The sequence below is a fragment of the Anaeromicropila populeti genome (assembly GCF_900112775.1).
In the GTDB taxonomy this organism is placed as follows: Bacteria; Bacillota; Clostridia; order Lachnospirales; family Lachnospiraceae; genus Anaeromicropila_A; species Anaeromicropila_A populeti.
This window is the reverse complement of the sequence record NZ_FOYZ01000009.1, coordinates 18589-37849: the sequence shown is the minus strand read 5'-3', so window position 1 is coordinate 37849 and position 19261 is coordinate 18589. Positions and strand designations below refer to the sequence as shown.

At 36.2% G+C, this 19261-nt stretch carries 16 protein-coding genes; 13 read left to right on the top strand and 3 right to left on the bottom strand.

From position 1 onward, the window contains the following. Nucleotides 1–10: 10 nt before the first annotated feature. A complete protein-coding gene (locus tag BM305_RS11935; RefSeq protein ID WP_092561111.1) occupies nt 11–1225 on the bottom strand; it encodes an aspartate aminotransferase family protein in 1215 nt (404 codons plus the stop codon). A 385-nt stretch (nt 1226–1610) separates the two neighbouring features. On the opposite strand from BM305_RS11935, the gene BM305_RS11930 reads away from it, so the two are divergent. The 8 genes from BM305_RS11930 (at nt 1611) to BM305_RS11895 (ending at nt 11687) form a co-directional block, all read left to right on the top strand. Then, entirely contained in the window at nt 1611–2471 is an 861-nt protein-coding gene (locus BM305_RS11930) for a transporter substrate-binding domain-containing protein (RefSeq protein ID WP_092561109.1), read from the top strand. Nucleotides 2472–2544: 73 nt separating this feature from the next. Further along, the gene (locus BM305_RS11925; RefSeq protein WP_092561107.1) at nt 2545–3294 is read left to right on the top strand and encodes an amino acid ABC transporter permease; all 750 of its coding nucleotides are present in this window, start codon (nt 2545–2547) and stop codon (nt 3292–3294) included. Nucleotides 3295–3308: 14 nt separating this feature from the next. Then, nucleotides 3309–4118, top strand: coding sequence for an amino acid ABC transporter ATP-binding protein (locus BM305_RS11920; protein WP_092561105.1), 810 nt, complete (start codon nt 3309–3311; stop codon nt 4116–4118). Between the two features lie 135 nt (nt 4119–4253). After that, a complete protein-coding gene (locus BM305_RS11915) occupies nt 4254–5156 on the top strand; it encodes a glycyl-radical enzyme activating protein (protein WP_092561103.1) in 903 nt (300 codons plus the stop codon). Nucleotides 5157–5171: 15 nt separating this feature from the next. Further along, on the top strand, nt 5172–7739 hold the full coding sequence (locus BM305_RS11910; RefSeq protein ID WP_092561101.1) for a pyruvate formate lyase family protein: 2568 nt from the start codon (nt 5172–5174) through the stop codon (nt 7737–7739). Between the two features lie 23 nt (nt 7740–7762). Continuing rightward, nucleotides 7763–8803, top strand: a complete 1041-nt coding sequence (locus BM305_RS11905) for a haloacid dehalogenase-like hydrolase (protein ID WP_092561099.1) — start codon at nt 7763–7765, stop codon at nt 8801–8803. A gap of 168 nt (nt 8804–8971) precedes the next feature. Beyond that, nucleotides 8972–11257 carry a hydratase gene (locus BM305_RS11900; protein ID WP_092561097.1) on the top strand — a complete coding sequence of 762 codons (2286 nt, stop codon included), beginning with the start codon at nt 8972–8974 and terminating at the stop codon, nt 11255–11257. A 40-nt stretch (nt 11258–11297) separates the two neighbouring features. Further along, a complete protein-coding gene (locus BM305_RS11895) occupies nt 11298–11687 on the top strand; it encodes a hypothetical protein (protein WP_242940531.1) in 390 nt (129 codons plus the stop codon). 49 nt (nt 11688–11736) lie between these two features. On the opposite strand, the gene BM305_RS11890 is transcribed toward BM305_RS11895, so the two are convergent. Further along, the gene (locus tag BM305_RS11890; RefSeq protein ID WP_092561095.1) at nt 11737–11928 is read right to left on the bottom strand and encodes a ferredoxin; all 192 of its coding nucleotides are present in this window, start codon (nt 11926–11928) and stop codon (nt 11737–11739) included. Between the two features lie 140 nt (nt 11929–12068). Here BM305_RS11890 and folD point away from each other — a divergent pair, with 140 nt between their 5' ends. Continuing rightward, the gene (gene folD / locus BM305_RS11885; protein ID WP_092561093.1) at nt 12069–12908 is read left to right on the top strand and encodes a bifunctional methylenetetrahydrofolate dehydrogenase/methenyltetrahydrofolate cyclohydrolase FolD; all 840 of its coding nucleotides are present in this window, start codon (nt 12069–12071) and stop codon (nt 12906–12908) included. Nucleotides 12909–13120: 212 nt separating this feature from the next. Then, nucleotides 13121–14134, top strand: a complete 1014-nt coding sequence (locus BM305_RS11880; RefSeq protein ID WP_092561091.1) for a serine hydrolase domain-containing protein — start codon at nt 13121–13123, stop codon at nt 14132–14134. 136 nt (nt 14135–14270) lie between these two features. Here the strand turns inward: BM305_RS11880 and BM305_RS11875 are convergent, their stop codons facing one another. Next, nucleotides 14271–15905, bottom strand: coding sequence for a hypothetical protein (locus tag BM305_RS11875; protein WP_092561089.1), 1635 nt, complete (start codon nt 15903–15905; stop codon nt 14271–14273). 183 nt (nt 15906–16088) lie between these two features. Between BM305_RS11875 and rimO the strand changes: the two genes are divergently transcribed. From rimO to BM305_RS11860, 3 genes are read left to right on the top strand one after another with little or no spacing between them, the layout of a single operon-like run. Continuing rightward, a complete protein-coding gene (rimO, locus tag BM305_RS11870) occupies nt 16089–17417 on the top strand; it encodes a 30S ribosomal protein S12 methylthiotransferase RimO (protein WP_092561087.1) in 1329 nt (442 codons plus the stop codon). Nucleotides 17418–17452: 35 nt separating this feature from the next. Further along, nucleotides 17453–18001 (top strand): CDP-diacylglycerol--glycerol-3-phosphate 3-phosphatidyltransferase, encoded by a 549-nt coding sequence (gene pgsA / locus BM305_RS11865; protein WP_092561085.1) that lies wholly within the window; start codon nt 17453–17455, stop codon nt 17999–18001. A 2-nt stretch (nt 18002–18003) separates the two neighbouring features. After that, nucleotides 18004–19260, top strand: coding sequence for a competence/damage-inducible protein A (locus BM305_RS11860; RefSeq protein WP_092561083.1), 1257 nt, complete (start codon nt 18004–18006; stop codon nt 19258–19260). The last annotated feature ends 1 nt before the right edge of the window (nt 19261 follow it).

Genomic DNA, 19261 nt, shown 5'->3' with positions numbered 1-19261 from the left:
CAGAGCTGATTTATTTAATGGATTCTTCAATGGCTTCTCTTAATATAGAAACAGCTTTGTCGCAATCCTCTTTTGTCAGTATTAGTGGTGGTACCATACGAATAATTTTCGTTCCAATTGCTGTAACAAGAAGCTTTTTATCAAAGCAGGCATGTTTAACATCCAATGCTATAGCATTATCCAGTTCTACACCTACTAGCAGACCCATTCCCCGCACATCTTTGACATTAGGCAGAGTGGTAAGCTGTTCTTTAAAATATTCCCCCATATTCTTAGCATTTTCTGCAAGCTTCCGTTGGAGAAGTTCAGTAATCTGAGCATAGGATGCAGCACAGCATACAGGGTTTCCTCCATAGGTTGTTCCATGAGAACCAGTAGAAAATGCCTTTGCCACCTGCTCTGTTGCACAAATGGCACCAATTGGCATTCCACCTCCCATTGCCTTTGCCATTGAAACAATATCAGGCTTAATATTATAATGCATAAATGCCATAATCTCACCTGTTCTGCACCAGCCAGTCTGTACTTCATCAAGTAAAAGCAAAATTCCTTTTTCGTCACAGAAGGCTCGTAAACCAGTCATAAATTCTATAGTTGCAGGATGAACGCCACCCTCACCCTGAACAGGCTCAATCATAATCCCAATGGTGTTTTCTGTGCAGGCTTCTTTAAAAGAAGAAAGGTCATTAAAATCTGCGTAAGAAAAGCCAGGGAGTATAGGGTTATAACCAATCTGACAGCCATTATCAGGTTGTCCTGTAGCACTCAAGGAACCATAAGTTCTGCCATGAAAACTTTTCTTTGCTGTAACAATATGATATTTGTCTGCACCATAGGTTTCCACACCATATTTACGTGCCATTTTAATCATAGCTTCGTTTGCCTCTGTTCCTGTATTCTGAAAAAAGATTTTATCCATCTGGATGGTTTCACAAATCAAACGGGCTAACAGTACCTGTGGGATGGTGTAGGGATAATTAAAAGTATGCATAATATCACTAACCTGGTCTTTTACGGCTGCAACAACTTTTTCATTACAATTTCCTGCACTATTAACGGCAATTCCAGCATAGAAATCTAAATAAGAATTTCCACTTTCATCAAAAAGCTCCATATCTTTTGCCGTTTCTGCAATAAAATCAAAACGTTCATAAGTATCAATAATATACTTTTCAGAAAGTTCTTTTAGTTCTTCTTTGTTTAATCCAGTATCTTTTAATTTCATTGGTAGAGTCCTCCTTTTTAGAAAAAAATAACAAAGTTGTCTGGCATCAGCCAAAACCTCTTTGTTTGTGATGGTATTGTGAATTGAATTGATCACACTGTAACACTTGTGCGTTATTTTGTCAACATAAAAAATAAAACACTGATTTTTTAACATTTTCACATAATTATAAATAGATAATGTGCGTTATAACATACGGCAAAAAATATTTTTTCTTATTTTCTGTTGACAAAGAATGAAATATGAATTACAATATGCGAAACAAAGACGTTATTGGCGAAGCTGCTGATAGCGTCTTTTTTCATTTATTTTTTATATTAAGCTTAAGCTAAGTAGTCGAACCGTTACAAAATGATTTTTTTACACACAAAAGGAGGAAGCTATTATGAAAAGAAAATTATATGGTATAGTATGTCTTATGGCACTATTGGTAAGTATTATGGTTACAGGATGTTCCGAAAAAAAATCTTCAGATAGCAGCAGTGAAAAAAAGGTATTACGAGTTGGAATGGAATGTGCTTATGCCCCTTTCAATTGGACACAGTCAACAAAGGATTTATCAAATGAAGAAACTGCTGTACCTATTTATGGAACAGGAGATTATGCCTATGGCTATGATGTTATGGTTGCCAAGATGATAGCAGATAAATTAGGATGGGAATTGGAAATTCATAAGGTTGACTGGTCAAGTATTATATTGGGCATGAACAGTGGAGATTATGATGCTATTATTGCAGGCATGGGATATACAGATGAAAGAGATTTGACAGTAGATTTTACTCGTCCTTATTATATCAGAAACAATGTACTATTAGTAAAGGCAGGGAGTGAACTGGCATCAGCAACAAGTCTCAGTGACTTTGATGGCTGCAAGGCAACGACACAAATTGGTACTACATGGGAAAAATACGTGCCACAAATTCCTAATGTGAAGCAGGAAACTTATTTTGAAACAACTTCTGAGATAGTTATGGCAGTTGCAAGTGGTGCAGTAGACTGTGGGATTGTGGATGAGCCAACTGCCATGTCAGCTATTATTGCAAACCCAGATGTAACTTATGTAAAGCTGGAAGAAGGATCTGGATTTACAGTACCAGAAGGACAGTCATTAGACGTATGTATTGCAGTAAAAGAAGGAAATGAAGAATTGCAAAAAGAATTGGATCAATGTTTAGAAGGCTGGACAGAAGATGTAATGAATGAAAAAATGGACTTGGCGATTACGCTTCAGCCATTAAGTAAATAAATGGATAGTAAATCAGGGCGCTGGTGCTTCAAATGAAGACTAGTGCCCTTTGTACTTAGGAGGTGCTTAATATATGGAAAAGAATTTTTTTGAATGGCTTTTATTTTTAGTGAAAGAGTATTATAGGTATTTTCTACAGGGAACTTGGGTTACATTGGTGCTTTCAGTAGTTGGCACTTTATTAGGGTTTTTAATGGGTTTTCTCATTGGAATCATTCAATCAGCTCCTGTGGAATCAGAGAGTTCAGTTACAAAGAAATGTTGTATGAAATGTTTAAAAGGATTAAGTGTTATTTATATCGAAATATTTCGGGGAACACCTATGATTGTTCAGGCGATGGTTATTTATTATGGTTCAAAGCAGGCATTTCAAGGACTAAATATAACCTCCTTTCAGGCAGCAATTATTGTTGTTACCTTAAATACAGGAGCATATATGGCTGAAACCGTCAGAGGCGGAATCCTTTCCATTGATAAGGGACAGGAGGAGGGTGCAAAAGCACTGGGTATGACACATTTTGCCACGATGTTTACCATCATTTTGCCACAGGCATTTCGCAATATTTTTCCTGAAATGGGAAACTTATTTATTACAAATTTAAAAATGACCTCTGTGCTCAATGTAATTGGAGTATCAGAACTTTATTTTATTACAAAAACCGCAGCAAATACTTACTATAAATATTTTGAGTCCTATATGATTACTGGTTTAATTTACTTTGTTCTGGTATTTATTTTTACAAGGCTGCTTCGTTTTGCTGAGAAAAAGATGGAGGGTAAAAATCATTATAAAATTGCAACAGAATTTATAAAGACTGAGTGACAGGGGGAATGAATATGGAAAATACAAGAGAGACTTATGTTCAATTAGAAGAAAATAAGAAAGCATTTTATATAGATTCAGAAAAACTAACACCTATTATTAAGGTAGAGCATTTAAAAAAATCATTTGGTTCTCATGAAGTATTAAAGGATGTTGATTTCAAAACCTATAAGGGTGACGTGGTTTGCATTATTGGTTCTTCGGGCTCAGGTAAGTCAACACTGCTTCGGTGTATTAATTTGCTGGAAACACCTACATCTGGAACCATTCGTTTTAACGGAGAAAAAATATCGGTTCAGCCGAAACAAGTGAACCAGTATCGGTCTAATGTAGGGATGGTATTTCAGTCCTTTAATTTATTTAATAATATGAATGTTTTGCAAAATTGCATGGTGGGTACTACAAAGGTGCTGAGAAAAAATAAGCTGGCAGCAAAACAGCTGGCAATGAAGTATCTTCAAAAGGTAGGAATGGCACCTTATATCTATGCAAAACCTGCACAGCTTTCGGGGGGGCAAAAACAACGAGTTGCTATTGCAAGAGCCTTAACAATGGAGCCAGAAGTTTTGTTGTTTGATGAACCTACAAGTGCACTAGATCCAGAAATGGTTGGAGAAGTGTTAAATGTAATGCAGGAACTGGCAAAAGAGGGGCTGACAATGATTATTGTTACCCATGAAATGGCATTCGCCCGAGATGTTTCCACTAGAACTATTTTTATGGATGGCGGTGTGATTGTAGAAGATAATGCACCAGATGTTTTATTTAATCATCCAGAAAACCAGAGAACAAAAGAATTTTTAAGCAGATTCCGAAATGGATGAGAAAAAATGGAATAATTACTGCTTGTTAGGGATACTTATAAGTTAAGTATTCCTTTTTTAGTTTCATTTCGTATAATTTGTGATATAATATGGAGATGACTTCAATAAATTGCAAGATAGCGAAGGGAGGAAGTAATGAAATATTTTGAAATAGGGTGGCTTTCTACAAGTGATGGGCCAGGCAGTAGAGTGGTGATATTTTTACAGGGGTGCAGCCAAAGGTGTCCATGGTGTCATTCTCCGCATTCATGGGCGGAGAGTTCACCGCTGCTATTTAACTCGTCCAGATGCCAGAACTGTGGAATGTGCGTAGATGCCTGTAATCAGAAAGTACATAGTATTCAAAACGGAAGTCATTTCTTAAATAGAGATAGGTGCATAAACTGCGGAATGTGTGTTGCAGCCTGTCCTAATTCCCAGAATGACTATCTAGGAAGTGCACTTTGCCTGCCCACCAGAACAAAAACAGCTTATGCATTATTTCAATATGTATTACCTCAGTTAGACATTATAAAACAAAGTGGTGGAATTACTCTAAGTGGGGGGGAAGCCCTGCTGCAAGCTGAGGAGGTTGCAGAATTCTTAAAACTATGCAAGGAGAAGAATATTAGTACCTGCATAGAATCCTCGTTTTCACTGCCTGCTTCTCGGTATGAGCTTGTAATGCCATACGTAGATTACTGGCTGGCCGGTCTTAGAGATATTTCATTAGGGAAGAATTCAGATGAAGAGGATAAGAATATTATCAATAAAATTAATTTGGTTTCCAAGTATGCCAAAAAGATTATTGCGAGGTATCCAGTGATTGATGGGTTTACCACTACAGCAAAGCATAAGGAACGTTATTTGAATGTAATGAAGGCATGTCATATAGAAGAAATAGAGTTTATGAAATGTAATGAAAATATGATGCACTATTATACGCTGTCAGGTATTCCTTGTGAAATGAATCTGGACAGGATTATTTTGGAAAACAATCAGATTGAGGAAATAGCAGCATTTTTTCAAAAAGAAGGAATTGTTGTTAGAATAATATAAGGAGGATTTTAAAATATGTATGAATTTACCAATAGTACAGAAAGAGTGACAAGATTAGCAGCAGCATTAAAAGAAAGGAGCATGGGAAACCGTAGTCAGGAATGGTTTAATAAGAAGGAATTGGATGATATAGGGAAAGAAATGCCTAAAGAAACAGTAATTATTAGAAAAGCCCATGCAATTAAAGAAATGCTTGGAAAAATGACAGACGAAACCATAAGCCTTCACACCCATACTTATGAAATTGCGCCAGATGAGTTGATTGTAGGGGTGCTTCCTATGGGATCTAATGGACTGGGGAAGGTTTTCCCAAATTATTTGACAGAAGAAGAAAGAAGAGTTGCATCTTATACGAATCGAACGGAATTATCAATTCTAGGACATAATACGGTTAATTATGAGAAGGTACTGGAAAAAGGATTAGATGGTATCATTCAATATGCAGATAAAAAATTGCAAAAACTATTAAAAGTAGATGATATGATACCAATTGAAAATCCAATTGAAAACCATATTGATTTTTATAGATCTGTAATAATCAGCTGTCAGGCAGTGATTGACTATGCAAACCGTTATGCAGAGCTTGCAGAAAAGATGGCAGAGAAGGAAACAAATACAGAAAGAAAAGAAGAATTAATGGAAATTGCTCGGATTAGCAGAAAGGTTCCAGCGCAAAAGCCTGATACATTTCATGAGGCATTACAGAGCATTTACTTTTTTCATGTTGCGCTTCATGCCAGCCTGAACTTTATTTCTTTTGGACGATTGGATCAGGTATTAAATAAGTACTTAGATGCTGAAATAATGAAAAAAGAAGGGACGGAAGAGTACAAACAGTATTTGAAACAGTGTACCGAGTTATTTGAATGTTTCATTATTAAAGCGGCTGGACGACTGAATATGACGACAGAATATCTTCTTGAGCAGGATCATATGGACAATAATGCAGCACTGGGAGTACATCCATACTACTTAGATCAACGCGCGGGTGTTAACAATTTTCTTCAGAATATTATTGTTGGAGGCCAGACTCCAGAAGGAGAGGATGCAACAAACCTAATGACTTACATGATTTTAAATGCATTTCAAAATGTTGGGTTATCCACTCCTGGAATCTATGTACGACTTGGTAAAAAATCACCTGCTGACTTATATCAGGCAGTGGCAGGTGTTCTCAATAAGACCAAGAATTTGCCAGGAATCTTAAATGATGATGTGTTAATTCCAGCACTTTACAATAGTTTAATTGAGAATGTTAGTCCAGGTGCGGATTTAGAAGAATATCAAAAACTTGCTAACGATTATTGTGTGGACGGCTGCTGGGAACCTATTTTAAATGGTGTTTCAGACTGGACCTTTGGTATGCTGAACTGTATGCCAATCATGCAGTGTGCTATTAACCAGGGAGCAACCATTGATACTAACCCTGGTATGCTTAGAGGAGGAAAGGTTAGTTTTATTTCGGAGAAGGTCACTAATTATGAAGAATTCCAGGAGAATTTTAAAAGATATATGGAATTTTTTATTGACCAGTCAACCTTCAGTTTGTATGAATGCTATATGATGGATGAATTTATTATTCCTTCTCCACTGTTTTCTGCTGTGTTAGGTACGTGCCTGGAACGTGGGCGAGATAAATCATGGGGAGGTGTGGATCACAATATAGGTGGAACGATTTTAATAGGTGTTCCAGATGTGATTAATACGGTAGCAGCAATTAAAAAATGGGTATTTAATAACCGAAAATATAGCTTAGATGAAGTAATTGATGCTATGAGAACGAATTTTACAGCTGAATTTTCATCAGCAATTCAGTTACAGAAACGATATACTCAGATGAAGGTGGATTTTGATACTAACACTGGAAAATTCGGTACAGATGACCCAGAAGTAATTGAAATAGGAAAATTTGTAATGGATACTTTTTGCAATGCCGTTTCCCGATCTAAGGAACTGGCAGATAAGATATTTTTAAAATCTGTTCGGAATTATCCAGCGGATGAGAAAAAGATGATTTATCGGTTAAGAAAAATTGCGGGATATAATGGACCATCACTTCAAACTAAATTTGGTAAACATTTTGATATGAAGTTTACAGCAGGCTGCGGTACATTTGAACAGTATCCATTACAGGGAATGGGAATAGTAGCATCTGCTAACAGAAGTTCCAATGATCCAATGATTGCTAATTTCTCACCTTCACCAGGAACCGTTACAGATGGAGCAGGACGCATATTAGAATCATATTCTCAGCTGCCTATGGAACGCTTGTCTGCTGGTGCTATTACAGATTTATGCATAAATGAAGCGTTATGCCAAGAAGATGTAATCAGTGGGCTCTTGCATAAATTTATAGACAGTAAGGGTAATATGCTTACTTTGACCTTTGGAAATGTTGATTTGTATCAAAATATTTATCGATTATCTTACAATGCGTTAAATTCAGATGATAAGGAAAGTGCCTATAAACAGCTGGAGCAGTACAAAGATGTTGTGGTAAGAGTAGGAGGATGGCAGGCACCATTTATTTCTATGAGTTTGGAACAGCAGAAAAATTATATTCTTAGAATTTTAAACAACTAACATGGTAAATAGGAGAGAGGGAAATGATTAAAAATAATAAATGGCTGCCAGCAGTCATACTTATCTGTCTGGGATCTCTGCTCATAGGATGTAACAATTCGCAAAAAAGTGATGTTTTGTCATCTTGGAGTGAAGATTCAGCAACGAAAAAAGAAATTGTTAATTTTGTTGAAGCGGTAACGGATAAAGATTCTAGTGATTTTGTACCGGTCCAGGATCGAATTGCTACATTTGATATGGATGGGACTATTTTATGTGAAAAGCAGTACTGGATTGAACTGGCAGTTGCTATTTATCATATTCAGAATGATTTACAGGACAATAAGGAATTGAACGAAAAACTGAATACGCTGCTTACTGATTTAAATACGGTGCCTGAACCCGCAGAGACAGGAATACTAATTGAACAGGTAACGGGTGAGGCTTTTGCTGGTGTGTCAGAGGAGGAATTTGTAAACTATGTTTCCAATTTCATGGAATTGCCAAAAGAAGATTTTGAAGATCTTACGTATGGAGATTCGTTTTATAAACCTATGCTGGAATTAATTCAATATCTCAGGGATAATGATTTTCATGTCTATCTAGTGTCTGGATCTGAACGAGGAGTTGTCTGGGGCAGTGCAGAGGGCGTTATTGATTTGGAGCGTGGAAATATGATTGGCTCAGATATGCAGTTAATCCCATCCAATTATGACAGCAGTAATTTAGAATACATATTCCAGCCAGATGATGAACTGGTTCGGGGAAGTACATTTTCTCATACAGATGTGAAGCTAGATAAGGTTTATAACATTTATCATCAAATAGGTAAAAAGCCGATTTTTGCTTGTGGTAACACAGACGGAGATTTTTCTATGCTTAATTTTGCACGTTCTAATTCTTATCGTAATCTCTCAGTTTTGATTTGCCATGATGACAATGAGAGAGAGTATGATTATCATGTAGAAGAAAGGCCAGTGTGGAATAAATATGCAGAGCAGTATGGGTGGAAAATTGTTTCTATGAAAAATGAATTTGAAGCAATCTTTTTAAAAGATGGAAAAAAGGTAAATATTACTCCATAATACAGGAGAAGTCTAGTGTAAGCTGTTTTCACCGCCTTGTATTTCTTAGAAAGAGTTTCCTGTCACATAAAAATATTGCATTATTATTCATTCATTATTATAATAGTAAGGAGTAATGGTGTTCTGGACATGGTAACGGTTCGGAACACAAATGACAGGAGGAAAAAAATGGTTAAATTATACAAGAATGGTGCTTATTTATTAAATGGCAGTGATTTGATTGAAGAGAATGAGGAAGCAGCGGGAAAACTAGAAGAACGTTTTGGCGGACAAATCATTGATAAAAAAGAAGCAAAAAAAGGTACAATGGCATATCGTATTTTAGAAGAACACAATACTTCTGGAAATATGGATAAATTGAAAATTAAGTTTGATAAATTAACTTCCCATGACATTACATTTGTTGGTATTATTCAGACTGCAAGAGCGTCAGGACTAGAAGAGTTTCCAGTTCCCTATGTATTAACGAATTGCCATAATAGTCTTTGTGCAGTTGGTGGTACAATTAATGAAGATGATCATATGTTTGGTCTGAGCTGTGCAAAAAAGTATGGGGGGGTTTATGTTCCACCTCACCAGGCAGTTATTCATCAATTTGCAAGAGAAATGCTTGCAGGCAGTGGCAAAATGATTCTGGGATCTGACAGCCATACACGTTATGGGGCATTGGGAACCATGGCAGTTGGTGAAGGCGGACCTGAAATCGTAAAGCAGTTATTGGATAAGACTTATGATATTAATATGCCAGATGTGGTTGGTGTTTATTTAACAGGTAAACCACAAAAGGGCGTAGGTCCACAGGACGTTGCGTTAGCTATTATTGGTGCTGTATTTGCCAATGGATATGTAAATAACAAGGTTATGGAGTTTATTGGTGACGGTATTGAAAATTTAAGTGTAGATTTTCGTATCGGTGTTGATGTAATGACAACAGAAACAACCTGTTTATCATCTATATGGGCAACGGATGAGAAGGTACAGGAATTTTATGACATTCATAGACGTTCCGATGAGTACAAAAAGCTGGAACCTTCTAGTGTTGCATATTATGATGGAATAATTTATGTCGATTTGGCAGCAGTAAAACCTATGATTGCCATGCCATTCCATCCAAGTAACGTATATACAATTGAAGAATTAAATGCTAATTTGATGGATATTTTAGAGGATGTTGAAAAGAAAGCTCTAATTAGTTTAGATAACAGCAATGTTAAATATTCTTTGAGGGATAAAGTGAAAAATGGTCGTTTCTATGTAGAACAAGGCGTAATTGCTGGTTGTGCAGGCGGTGGATTTGAAAATATATGTGATGCAGCAGATATTTTGCGAGGTAAGTATATTGGAAGTGATGAATTTTCACTTAGTGTATATCCAGCAAGTCAGCCAATTTTCATGGAATTAGTTAAAAATGGAAGGATTGCCGATCTGATGGCGACAGGTGCCACGGTACGTTCAGCATTTTGTGGACCATGCTTTGGTGCAGGCGATGTTCCGGCTAATAATGGATTTAGTATTCGTCATACTACAAGAAACTTTCCAAATAGAGAAGGTTCCAAAATTACAAGCGGACAGGTTGCTTCTGTTGCATTAATGGATGCTCGTTCCATTGCAGCAACAGCAGCTAATAAAGGCTATTTAACAGCAGCAACGGAATTGGATGTTGAATTTACTGGTCCAACCTATTTTTATGATAGTTCTATTTATGAGAACAGAGTATATAATGGTGTTGGGAAAGCAGATAAAAGCGTGGAAATTAAGTTTGGTCCAAATATTACGGACTGGCCACAAATGTCAGAATTAACGGAACACCTTGTGCTGAAGGTTGCGTCTGTAATTCATGATCCTGTTACGACAACAGATGAGTTAATCCCTTCTGGTGAAACATCTTCCTATCGTTCCAATCCACTTGGACTGGCAGAGTTTACATTATCCCGTAAGGATCCTCAATATGTAGGACGTGCCAAAGCAATTCAAGTGGCAGAGAAAGCAAGACTTGCAGGTGAGGACATTTATAAGGACAATAAAGAGTTAGAGGAAGTATTTGCTTCTATTAATAAGAAATTTGAGGTAAATCCAGAAAAAACAGAAATAGGAAGTCTGATTTATGCGGTAAAACCTGGTGATGGTTCTGCTAGAGAACAGGCAGCAAGCTGTCAGAAAGTATTGGGTGGATTGGCAAATATTGCAAAGGAATATGCTACTAAGAGATACCGCTCTAATCTAATTAACTGGGGTATGCTTCCATTCTTATTAAAAGATGAGATTACATTTGAATTGGGAGATTATATTTTCATTAAGGATGTAAGGAAAGCAGTTGCTGAGAAAGATTCCGTAATAAAGGCTTATGTTGTTGGAGCTGAATTAAAGGAATTTGAATTACAGCTTGGCGAGCTTACGGATGATGAGAGAAGTATTATATTAAGCGGTTGTTTAATAAACTATTACAGAGGATAAGACTTTTGAAAAAGATAAGAGTTTGAAAGGGGTAGATAGGATGCCACAGTTTACAAATAACAAGGGACCATTTGAACAAGTAAAGGATGGTTTTGAAAAGACAAGTGATCACACCAGTGAATATGACCCACAAGATATTGAGAAAAATAAAGTGGTTTGCGGTCTATGTTATTTAGGAGTTCTTTTTTTCCTGCCACTGATTGTTTGTCCAGATTCCAAGTTTGGAAGATTTCATGCTAATCAGGCGTTAATCCTGCTGATATTTAGTGTGATTATTTCATTAACAGAATTTGTCTGGATTGTGGGCGGTATTTTCCATGGAGTGCTGGGGCTTATATGCGCAGTGTTTGTCATTGTAGGACTGGTAAATGCGATACAGGGAAAAGCAAAGGATCTTCCAGTTATTGGTTCAATTAAGTTAATTAAATAATTTTATTTTGTATTTGGAAAAAGAGTTTCGCAAGCGAAACTCTTTTTCTTTACTCTTTAATATCGATTGCATCAACTGGACAGCCATCCCGGGCAGATTTTGCTTCTGCTTCTGAACCTGATGGGATGTCATCTTCAATTGCTTCTGCCTTTTCATCTTCGTTAAAATGATATACCTCAGGACAGCCAGAAACACATAAACCACATGAGATACAAGTGTCTTGATCTACAATTGCTTTCATATATTCACCCTACCTTTTCTAATTTTACAGTTGTAATATTTCCAATAATTTATTTTTTATACTAAGAAGGTTGCATATTTCTAAATATTTATTATAATGGAAGTTAGTTGAAATGAAAAAGAGAAAGAGAGGGTGTGCATATGGCATTTATTATTGATGGAAAGAAAATTGCAGCAGAGATGAAAGAAGAATTAAAAACAAAAGTAGAATGGATGAAAAAACAGGGTAAGGAAGTTACGTTAGCGGTGATACAGGTTGGGAAGGATCCAGCTTCCAGTGTCTATGTTGGGAATAAGAAAAAAGCTTGTGAGTATATCGGGATAAAGTCACTGGCTTATGAGCTAGAGGAAGCAACTACAGAGGAAGAGTTACTTAAACTGGTTGAAGAACTCAACGCAAAGGACGAGGTAAATGGGATATTAGTTCAATTGCCTTTACCAGGGCATATTAATGAAAATAAAGTAATTAATACAATTTCTTCAAAAAAGGATGTAGATGGATTTCATCCGGAAAGTGTTGGTGCATTAAGTATTGGACAACCTGGCTTTCTTTCTTGTACACCAGCAGGAATTATTGAATTATTAAAGCGCAGTAATATTGAAATAGAAGGAAAAGAGTGTGTGGTAGTTGGAAGAAGTAATATTGTAGGAAAACCAATGGCGCTTCTTTTATTAAGAGAGAATGGCACAGTTACAGTCTGCCATTCGAAAACAAAGGATTTAAAGGAGATTACAAAGAGAGCAGATATCTTAATTGCTGCAATTGGAAAACCAAAATTTATCACAAAGGAATTTGTAAAAGAAGGTGCTGTTGTGATTGATGTGGGAATTCATAGAGATGAGAACAATAAGCTTTGTGGGGATGTTGACTTTGACCAGGTAGAACCAATTGCAAGTGCTATTACGCCAGTTCCAGGTGGAGTAGGTCCTATGACAATTACAATGCTTATGAATAACTGTGTGGAATCTGTATTATTATAAAATGTAATTGTTGGTAACAAATTAAGAGCTTTAAGTATAGCGATAGCTTTAACGTGTATCTAGCCAAGACTTTATTTTATAAAGAAGATTTTACTGTAGTTGAACTTTTTGAACACAGTAAAATCTTTTTTGTGTTTAAAAAAATTAATTTAGAAATGATTAGAGATTACAAAATTTACAATTGAAATTATATATAATTTGGAGGTGGATGTATGATTGAATTATTAGAAAAATTAAATTTGCATACAGAGGGTATGACAAATATAAAATTATCTATGGGAATTATTGAAGGTAATAAAGTTGAAAAGTATTTTTTTGATGGAAAAAATCTTAAAAGAGAAATTCCTAATTATATATATGAGATTGGTTCTGTTACAAAAACTTTTACAACCGGACTATTATGCAAAGCTATTAATGAGAAAAAAGTTCAATTAAATGACTGTTTATCGAAGTATTTGGGCGATATAGTTGTAGGGAAAAAATATCCCAGTCTTTTGCAGTTAGCGACACATACCAGTGGTTATACAAATGATTTTAATGCGAGGACAGATGAAATATCAAAAAAAATCGAGGAAGAATTAATGTCTGTCTGGTCAGGGAATAATGAAAGGGACAACTTATACCAGTATATTGGTGAAAACTATCTACTTGAGCATATTGCTGCTACTAATTTAGAGGAAAAACCATACGAGTTTTTATATTCTAATATTGGAATGGCCGTTCTAGGATACGCTTTGGGAAGAGCATACGATAAAAGCTATGAAGAGTTGTTAATGGATTTTATTAAAAATGACCTTGGATTATACAGTACATATATAGATAGACCATTGAATGGCTATATAAGTGGTTATAATGCAAACAATGAGAGCTGTGGGAATTGGTTATGGGAAAATAGTGCTATGAAACCAGCGGGCTCCATGTATTCTAATTTGGATGACATGGTGAAATATATACAAATTTATTTGTCTAGCAGCATACCTTATTTAAGTGAAACGCATAATAAAAGTTATGCAATATCCGTGGACAATTGTTTTGAAGTAGGACTTGGTTGGATAAAGAATGGAGAAGTTACTTGGCATAATGGTGGAACGGGATGTTTTCGAAGTTTTGTTGGGTTTAGAGAAGACAAGGAATTTGGAGTAGTGTTATTAGAAAACTATCATGAAAAAAACAAGATTACCATTGACACAATTGGTATGGACATATTAAATATGGTTCTTGAATAGAAAAATGGTGCATTACGTATGTGAGAATACATAAAGCAATTAAGGAAAGAGAATAAATTTAAGGATGTTAATAAGTAGTTGAAAGGCAGGTTTCTAATACAACCTGCCTTTCAGTTCGCCCAGCTTCTGGGCGCATTTACTCTATGATTTCTTCCACAATATTTATATCAGAACCCGCCTGATAAGAAAGTTTTATGGTATCACCAACATTGTAACGGATAATGGATAATTGTTCGGCGACTGTTACGTCAAAAATAGCATTATTACCTGTCAGCATAATATAATAGTGTGAATTACCATCAACTACTCCCTGGGCTATCTTTTCAATGGTACCATAAGCCTGTAGGAAAGAAGAGGCATCTACCGAAGTTATGTTTTTATCTTTTAGCTGAGAAACATAATTTTTCTCACAGGAGGTTATGGTGTCGCCGATAGCCACTATTGTATATTGTTCAATATTTACCATGGCATAACTCTTTACTAATCCAGCGCTATCCTTTAAGGTTAAAACATAAGTTGGCTCGTTTGCAATATTTAATAAAAGAGGAAAGGTTGCGTTGTAACCAAGGTGCTGGACCTTACCTTCTGCTGAACCCATTGCAGAATATTCCTTTGCCCCTGAAATAGCATAGTACTTAGTCTCAGAAGTACGTTGATTCATAAGAACAAAGCCAACCAACGATTCATCACCACCAACACTGGTAACGCCTGTATAAACCCATACGTCATCTTCCAGTGCAATGTAATTGTATCCCTCCGTTGTCTGTAAACAATCCTTTTGGCTGAATAATGTATTCAGATAGCCATGCTGCAAAGAACCATAGAAATTATAATAAGAAGTCAGCAGGCTGGCATCATATACTTGATCTACCCAAGTTGGCACTTCATTTATTTTATAATTAGTATGTTCTCCAGTAACGGCATTTACCAGTACTACATTTTTAATTTTTTCACCGCCAAACAGACCAATAGTAAAATCCTTGGCAGGACAAATCCAGTATGGTGTTCCATTGTCATCAATTTCAAATTTCAAATCATCAAAAATGTAGGTAGGGTAACGGAACCGCAAATAACGGTATATATTTCGTCCAAAATGTTCGGAATCGGTATATTTTATTCCCTCTGATAATTTTACACATTCTACCTCTTGTGTAGCCATGTCAATCATAATATAAGCAGGAATTCCCTGTGAACGGTTTGACAGCCACTTAAACAGACTTCCGTATTCCAGCGGGGTTACACGTACGGGCTGATTTTTGTAATTAATTTGTGTGTAATGACCTGCGACTTCAAATTGAGAAACATATTCAACCATGCTTCCCATTTTACGTGAGCCTAGTAAGGTAGCAGAAGCCCTGTCTAACAATGGAATTTCACTGTAAGATATCTGCTGGATATCTTCCTGAAAATCACCGTTTTCAATCGTAATAAGCTGTCGGTACTTTTTAGCATTCACAATAGGTGAAGATAAAATGGCTCCCACAATAAAAACTATTAGGAAAGCACCTATAATAGTTGCAGAAATAGTAATAAATTTACTTTGTTTAATAAAAGCAGCTGGATTATACTTTAAAAGCTGCTTCTCCTGTTCTTTTAATTTCTTAATCCGCAAAAGACCGATTGCAATGGATATAAAAATTAAACCACCAATCATAAAAAACCAGAAGTTTTTGGAGTGAATGTTAATTGCAGGTAATGTTATATAGTAGTAAATAAAACCTAAAAGGCATAAAACAACGGCAGCAGTTATTATTTTTACTGTTTTTTTCATAAGAACCTCCTTATATTTAACGTATAATTCACATGTTAATCAACTCCCTTCAAAATGTCAATGAATTATAAGAAAAATGTGTATTTTTTCGTAAGTGCAATTTTACTGTTTTCTTTTTGCAAAAAAACTGTTAAAATAAAAAGTAAAGACAAAATTTATGACAAATAGAGAAAGAGGTACAGTGTGAAAATATTATTCATTTCATTGGGTTGTGATAAAAATTTAGTGGATAGTGAAGTGATGCTTGGACTATTAAGGGAAAAAGAATATGAATTGACAGATGACGAGCAGAAAGCGGATATAATTATCATAAATACATGTTGCTTTATACATGATGCAAAGGAAGAAAGTATCAATACGATTCTGGAGGCTGCACAATTAAAACAGACTGGAAATCTAAAGGCGTTATTAGTGACAGGATGTCTGGCACAGCGCTATCATGATGAAATTCAAACAGAAATACCAGAGGTAGATGCTATTATAGGAACAACTGGATACGAAAAAATTGTTTATGCCATTGAAGAAGTGTTGGAAGGGAAGAAAGAACAATATTTTGAGGAACTAACCTACTTGCCCAAAAAAAGCAGTAAAAGAGTGGTTACAACAGGAGGACATTTTTCTTATTTAAAAATTGCAGAGGGTTGCGATAAACATTGTACGTACTGTATTATTCCGAAGATACGTGGAAACTATAGAAGTGTACCGATGGAGGAGTTATTGCAGGAAGCAGAAGAACTGGCAGAAATGGGAGTAGTGGAGCTGATACTGGTTGCCCAGGAAACTACTTTATATGGAGTTGATTTGTATGGGAAAAAAATGCTTCCAGAGTTGTTGAGGCGGCTGTGTGCAATCGATGGGCTGCAGTGGATTCGTATTTTATACTGCTATCCTGAAGAAATAACAGAGGAACTAATCGAGACGATTCGTACGCAGGAGAAAATATGCCATTATCTTGATATTCCGGTGCAGCATGGAAATGACAAGATATTAAAACGGATGGGACGCCGGACCAATAAGCAGGAACTGATAGATATTGTTCAAAAATTGCGAAGTGCAATACCAGATATCACACTTAGGACTACATTGATTACAGGGTTTCCAGGTGAAACACAGGAAGAACATATGGAATTATTAGATTTTGTGGAAAAAATGAAATTTGACCGGCTTGGTGTCTTTACTTATTCTCCAGAAGAAGATACACCTGCTGCCAGTATGGAGGAACAGGTTGCGGATGAGATAAAAGAAATTCGCCGGGACGAGATTATGGAAATACAGCAGGAAATTGCATTTGAAGCAGCGCAAAATGCAATTGCAACGAGACAGAAGGTGCTGATTGAAGGAAAGCTTCCGGAGGAAGGTGTTTTTATAGGAAGAACTTATAAAGATGCACCCAACGTAGATGGTTATATTTTTGTATCTTCCAGCGAAGAACTGATTTCAGGCCAGTTCGTGGAGGTGTTTGTAACAGATGCCAAAGAATATGATTTAATAGGTGAAGTGGTGTGGGAATAAAAGATCGTATGTAAATACGAGGATTGGAGTTAGGAATGAATTTACCAAATAGATTAACAATGTTGAGAGTGATAATGATTCCATTTTTTATTTTCTTTTTGCTATCAGATGCAATTCCAAATGGAAAATATATAGCAGCAGTTATCTTTATACTGGCAAGCCTTACAGATGCCCTGGATGGATATATAGCAAGAAAATATAACTTAGTCACCAATTTCGGGAAATTTATGGATCCACTTGCGGATAAGCTGCTGGTATGCAGCGGTCTTATTTGCTTTACAGCCATGGAGACTGTAAAATTGCCAGCGTGGATCGTAATTGTAATCATTAGCAGAGAATTCATCATAAGCGGGTTCCGTTTAGTAGCTTCGGATAATGGAGTTGTGATTGCAGCAAGCTATTGGGGGAAATTCAAGACAGTTTCCCAGATGATAATGTCAATACTTCTTATCTTAAAGATTGAAAATAAATTATTTTTCTTATTAGAACAGGGATTTATCTACATATCTGTGGTATTAACTGTAGTATCCCTGACAGACTATATCTGGAAGAATAGAGGAGTATTGTTAGAAGGGAGCAGATAAAGATGAACGCTGAGATAATAAGTGTAGGAACTGAGATTTTAATGGGTAATATCGTGAATACAAATGCAACGTATTTAGCCCAAGAGTGCGCGAAATTAGGTTTATTCGTGTACCATCAGGTTGTGGTTGGTGATAACGAAGAAAGACTGACCCAGGTGATGGAGCAGGCATTGTCACGCTCTGATGTAATTCTTCTGACAGGCGGCTTAGGACCAACAGAGGATGATTTGACAAAAGAAGTAGCGGCAAAGGTTGCTGGTAAGCTGCTAAAAAGAGATGAACGTACAAAAGAGAGAATCAAAAGTTACTTTAAAGCAAGAGGCGTAAAGGAAATTACACAGAATAACTGGAAGCAGGCAGAAATTATAGAGGATGCCATCGTACTGGACAATGACAATGGTACAGCACCTGGCTTTATTGTGGAGACAAGCGATAATAAAAGAATTGTATTGTTGCCAGGACCTCCAATGGAAATGAACCCAATGTTCCAGGAAAAAGTTATCCCTTATTTAAAAAAACTACAGCCAGATGTTTTAGTTACTAGAATGGTGAAGATTTGTGGAATGGGTGAAAGTGCTGTAGAAACTAAAATAAAGGATTTAATCCAACAGCAGACTAATCCAACAATTGCAACTTATGCCAAACTAGGTGAGGTACATTTACGTGTGACAGCCAGTGCGAAAAATGAGGACGCAGCAAAAAAACTTTTGAAGCCTGTTGTAAAAGAATTAAAAAATCGGTTTGATAATAAGATTTATACAACAGAAGAAGAAGTATCCCTTGAGTCTTGTGTTTTGAAATTGCTTGTAAAAAATGAATTAAGCTTAGTAACTGCCGAATCGTGTACGGGCGGACTGCTGGCTGGATCAATTGTAAATGTGCCAGGTGCTTCCGAGGCATTTAAGGAAGGATTTATTACGTATTCTAATAAGGCAAAAAGAAAATTTCTTGATGTAAATAAGAGTACTTTGAAAAAATATGGTGCAGTCAGTGAAAAGACAGCAAAGGAAATGGCAAGAGGTGCTGCGATTGGAAGTGATGCAGATATTTCTATCGCCATTACAGGAGTTGCTGGTCCAGATGGGGGAACAGAAGAAAAACCAATTGGTCTGGTGTACATTGGATGCTATATTAAAGAAAAGACAATTGTAAAAGAATATCGTTTCAATGGAAGCCGGGAAAAAATCAGACAACAGGCAGTCATTGCAGCTTTGGATTTACTAAGACGAAGTATTTTGGATGAATATGGAGAAAAATAAT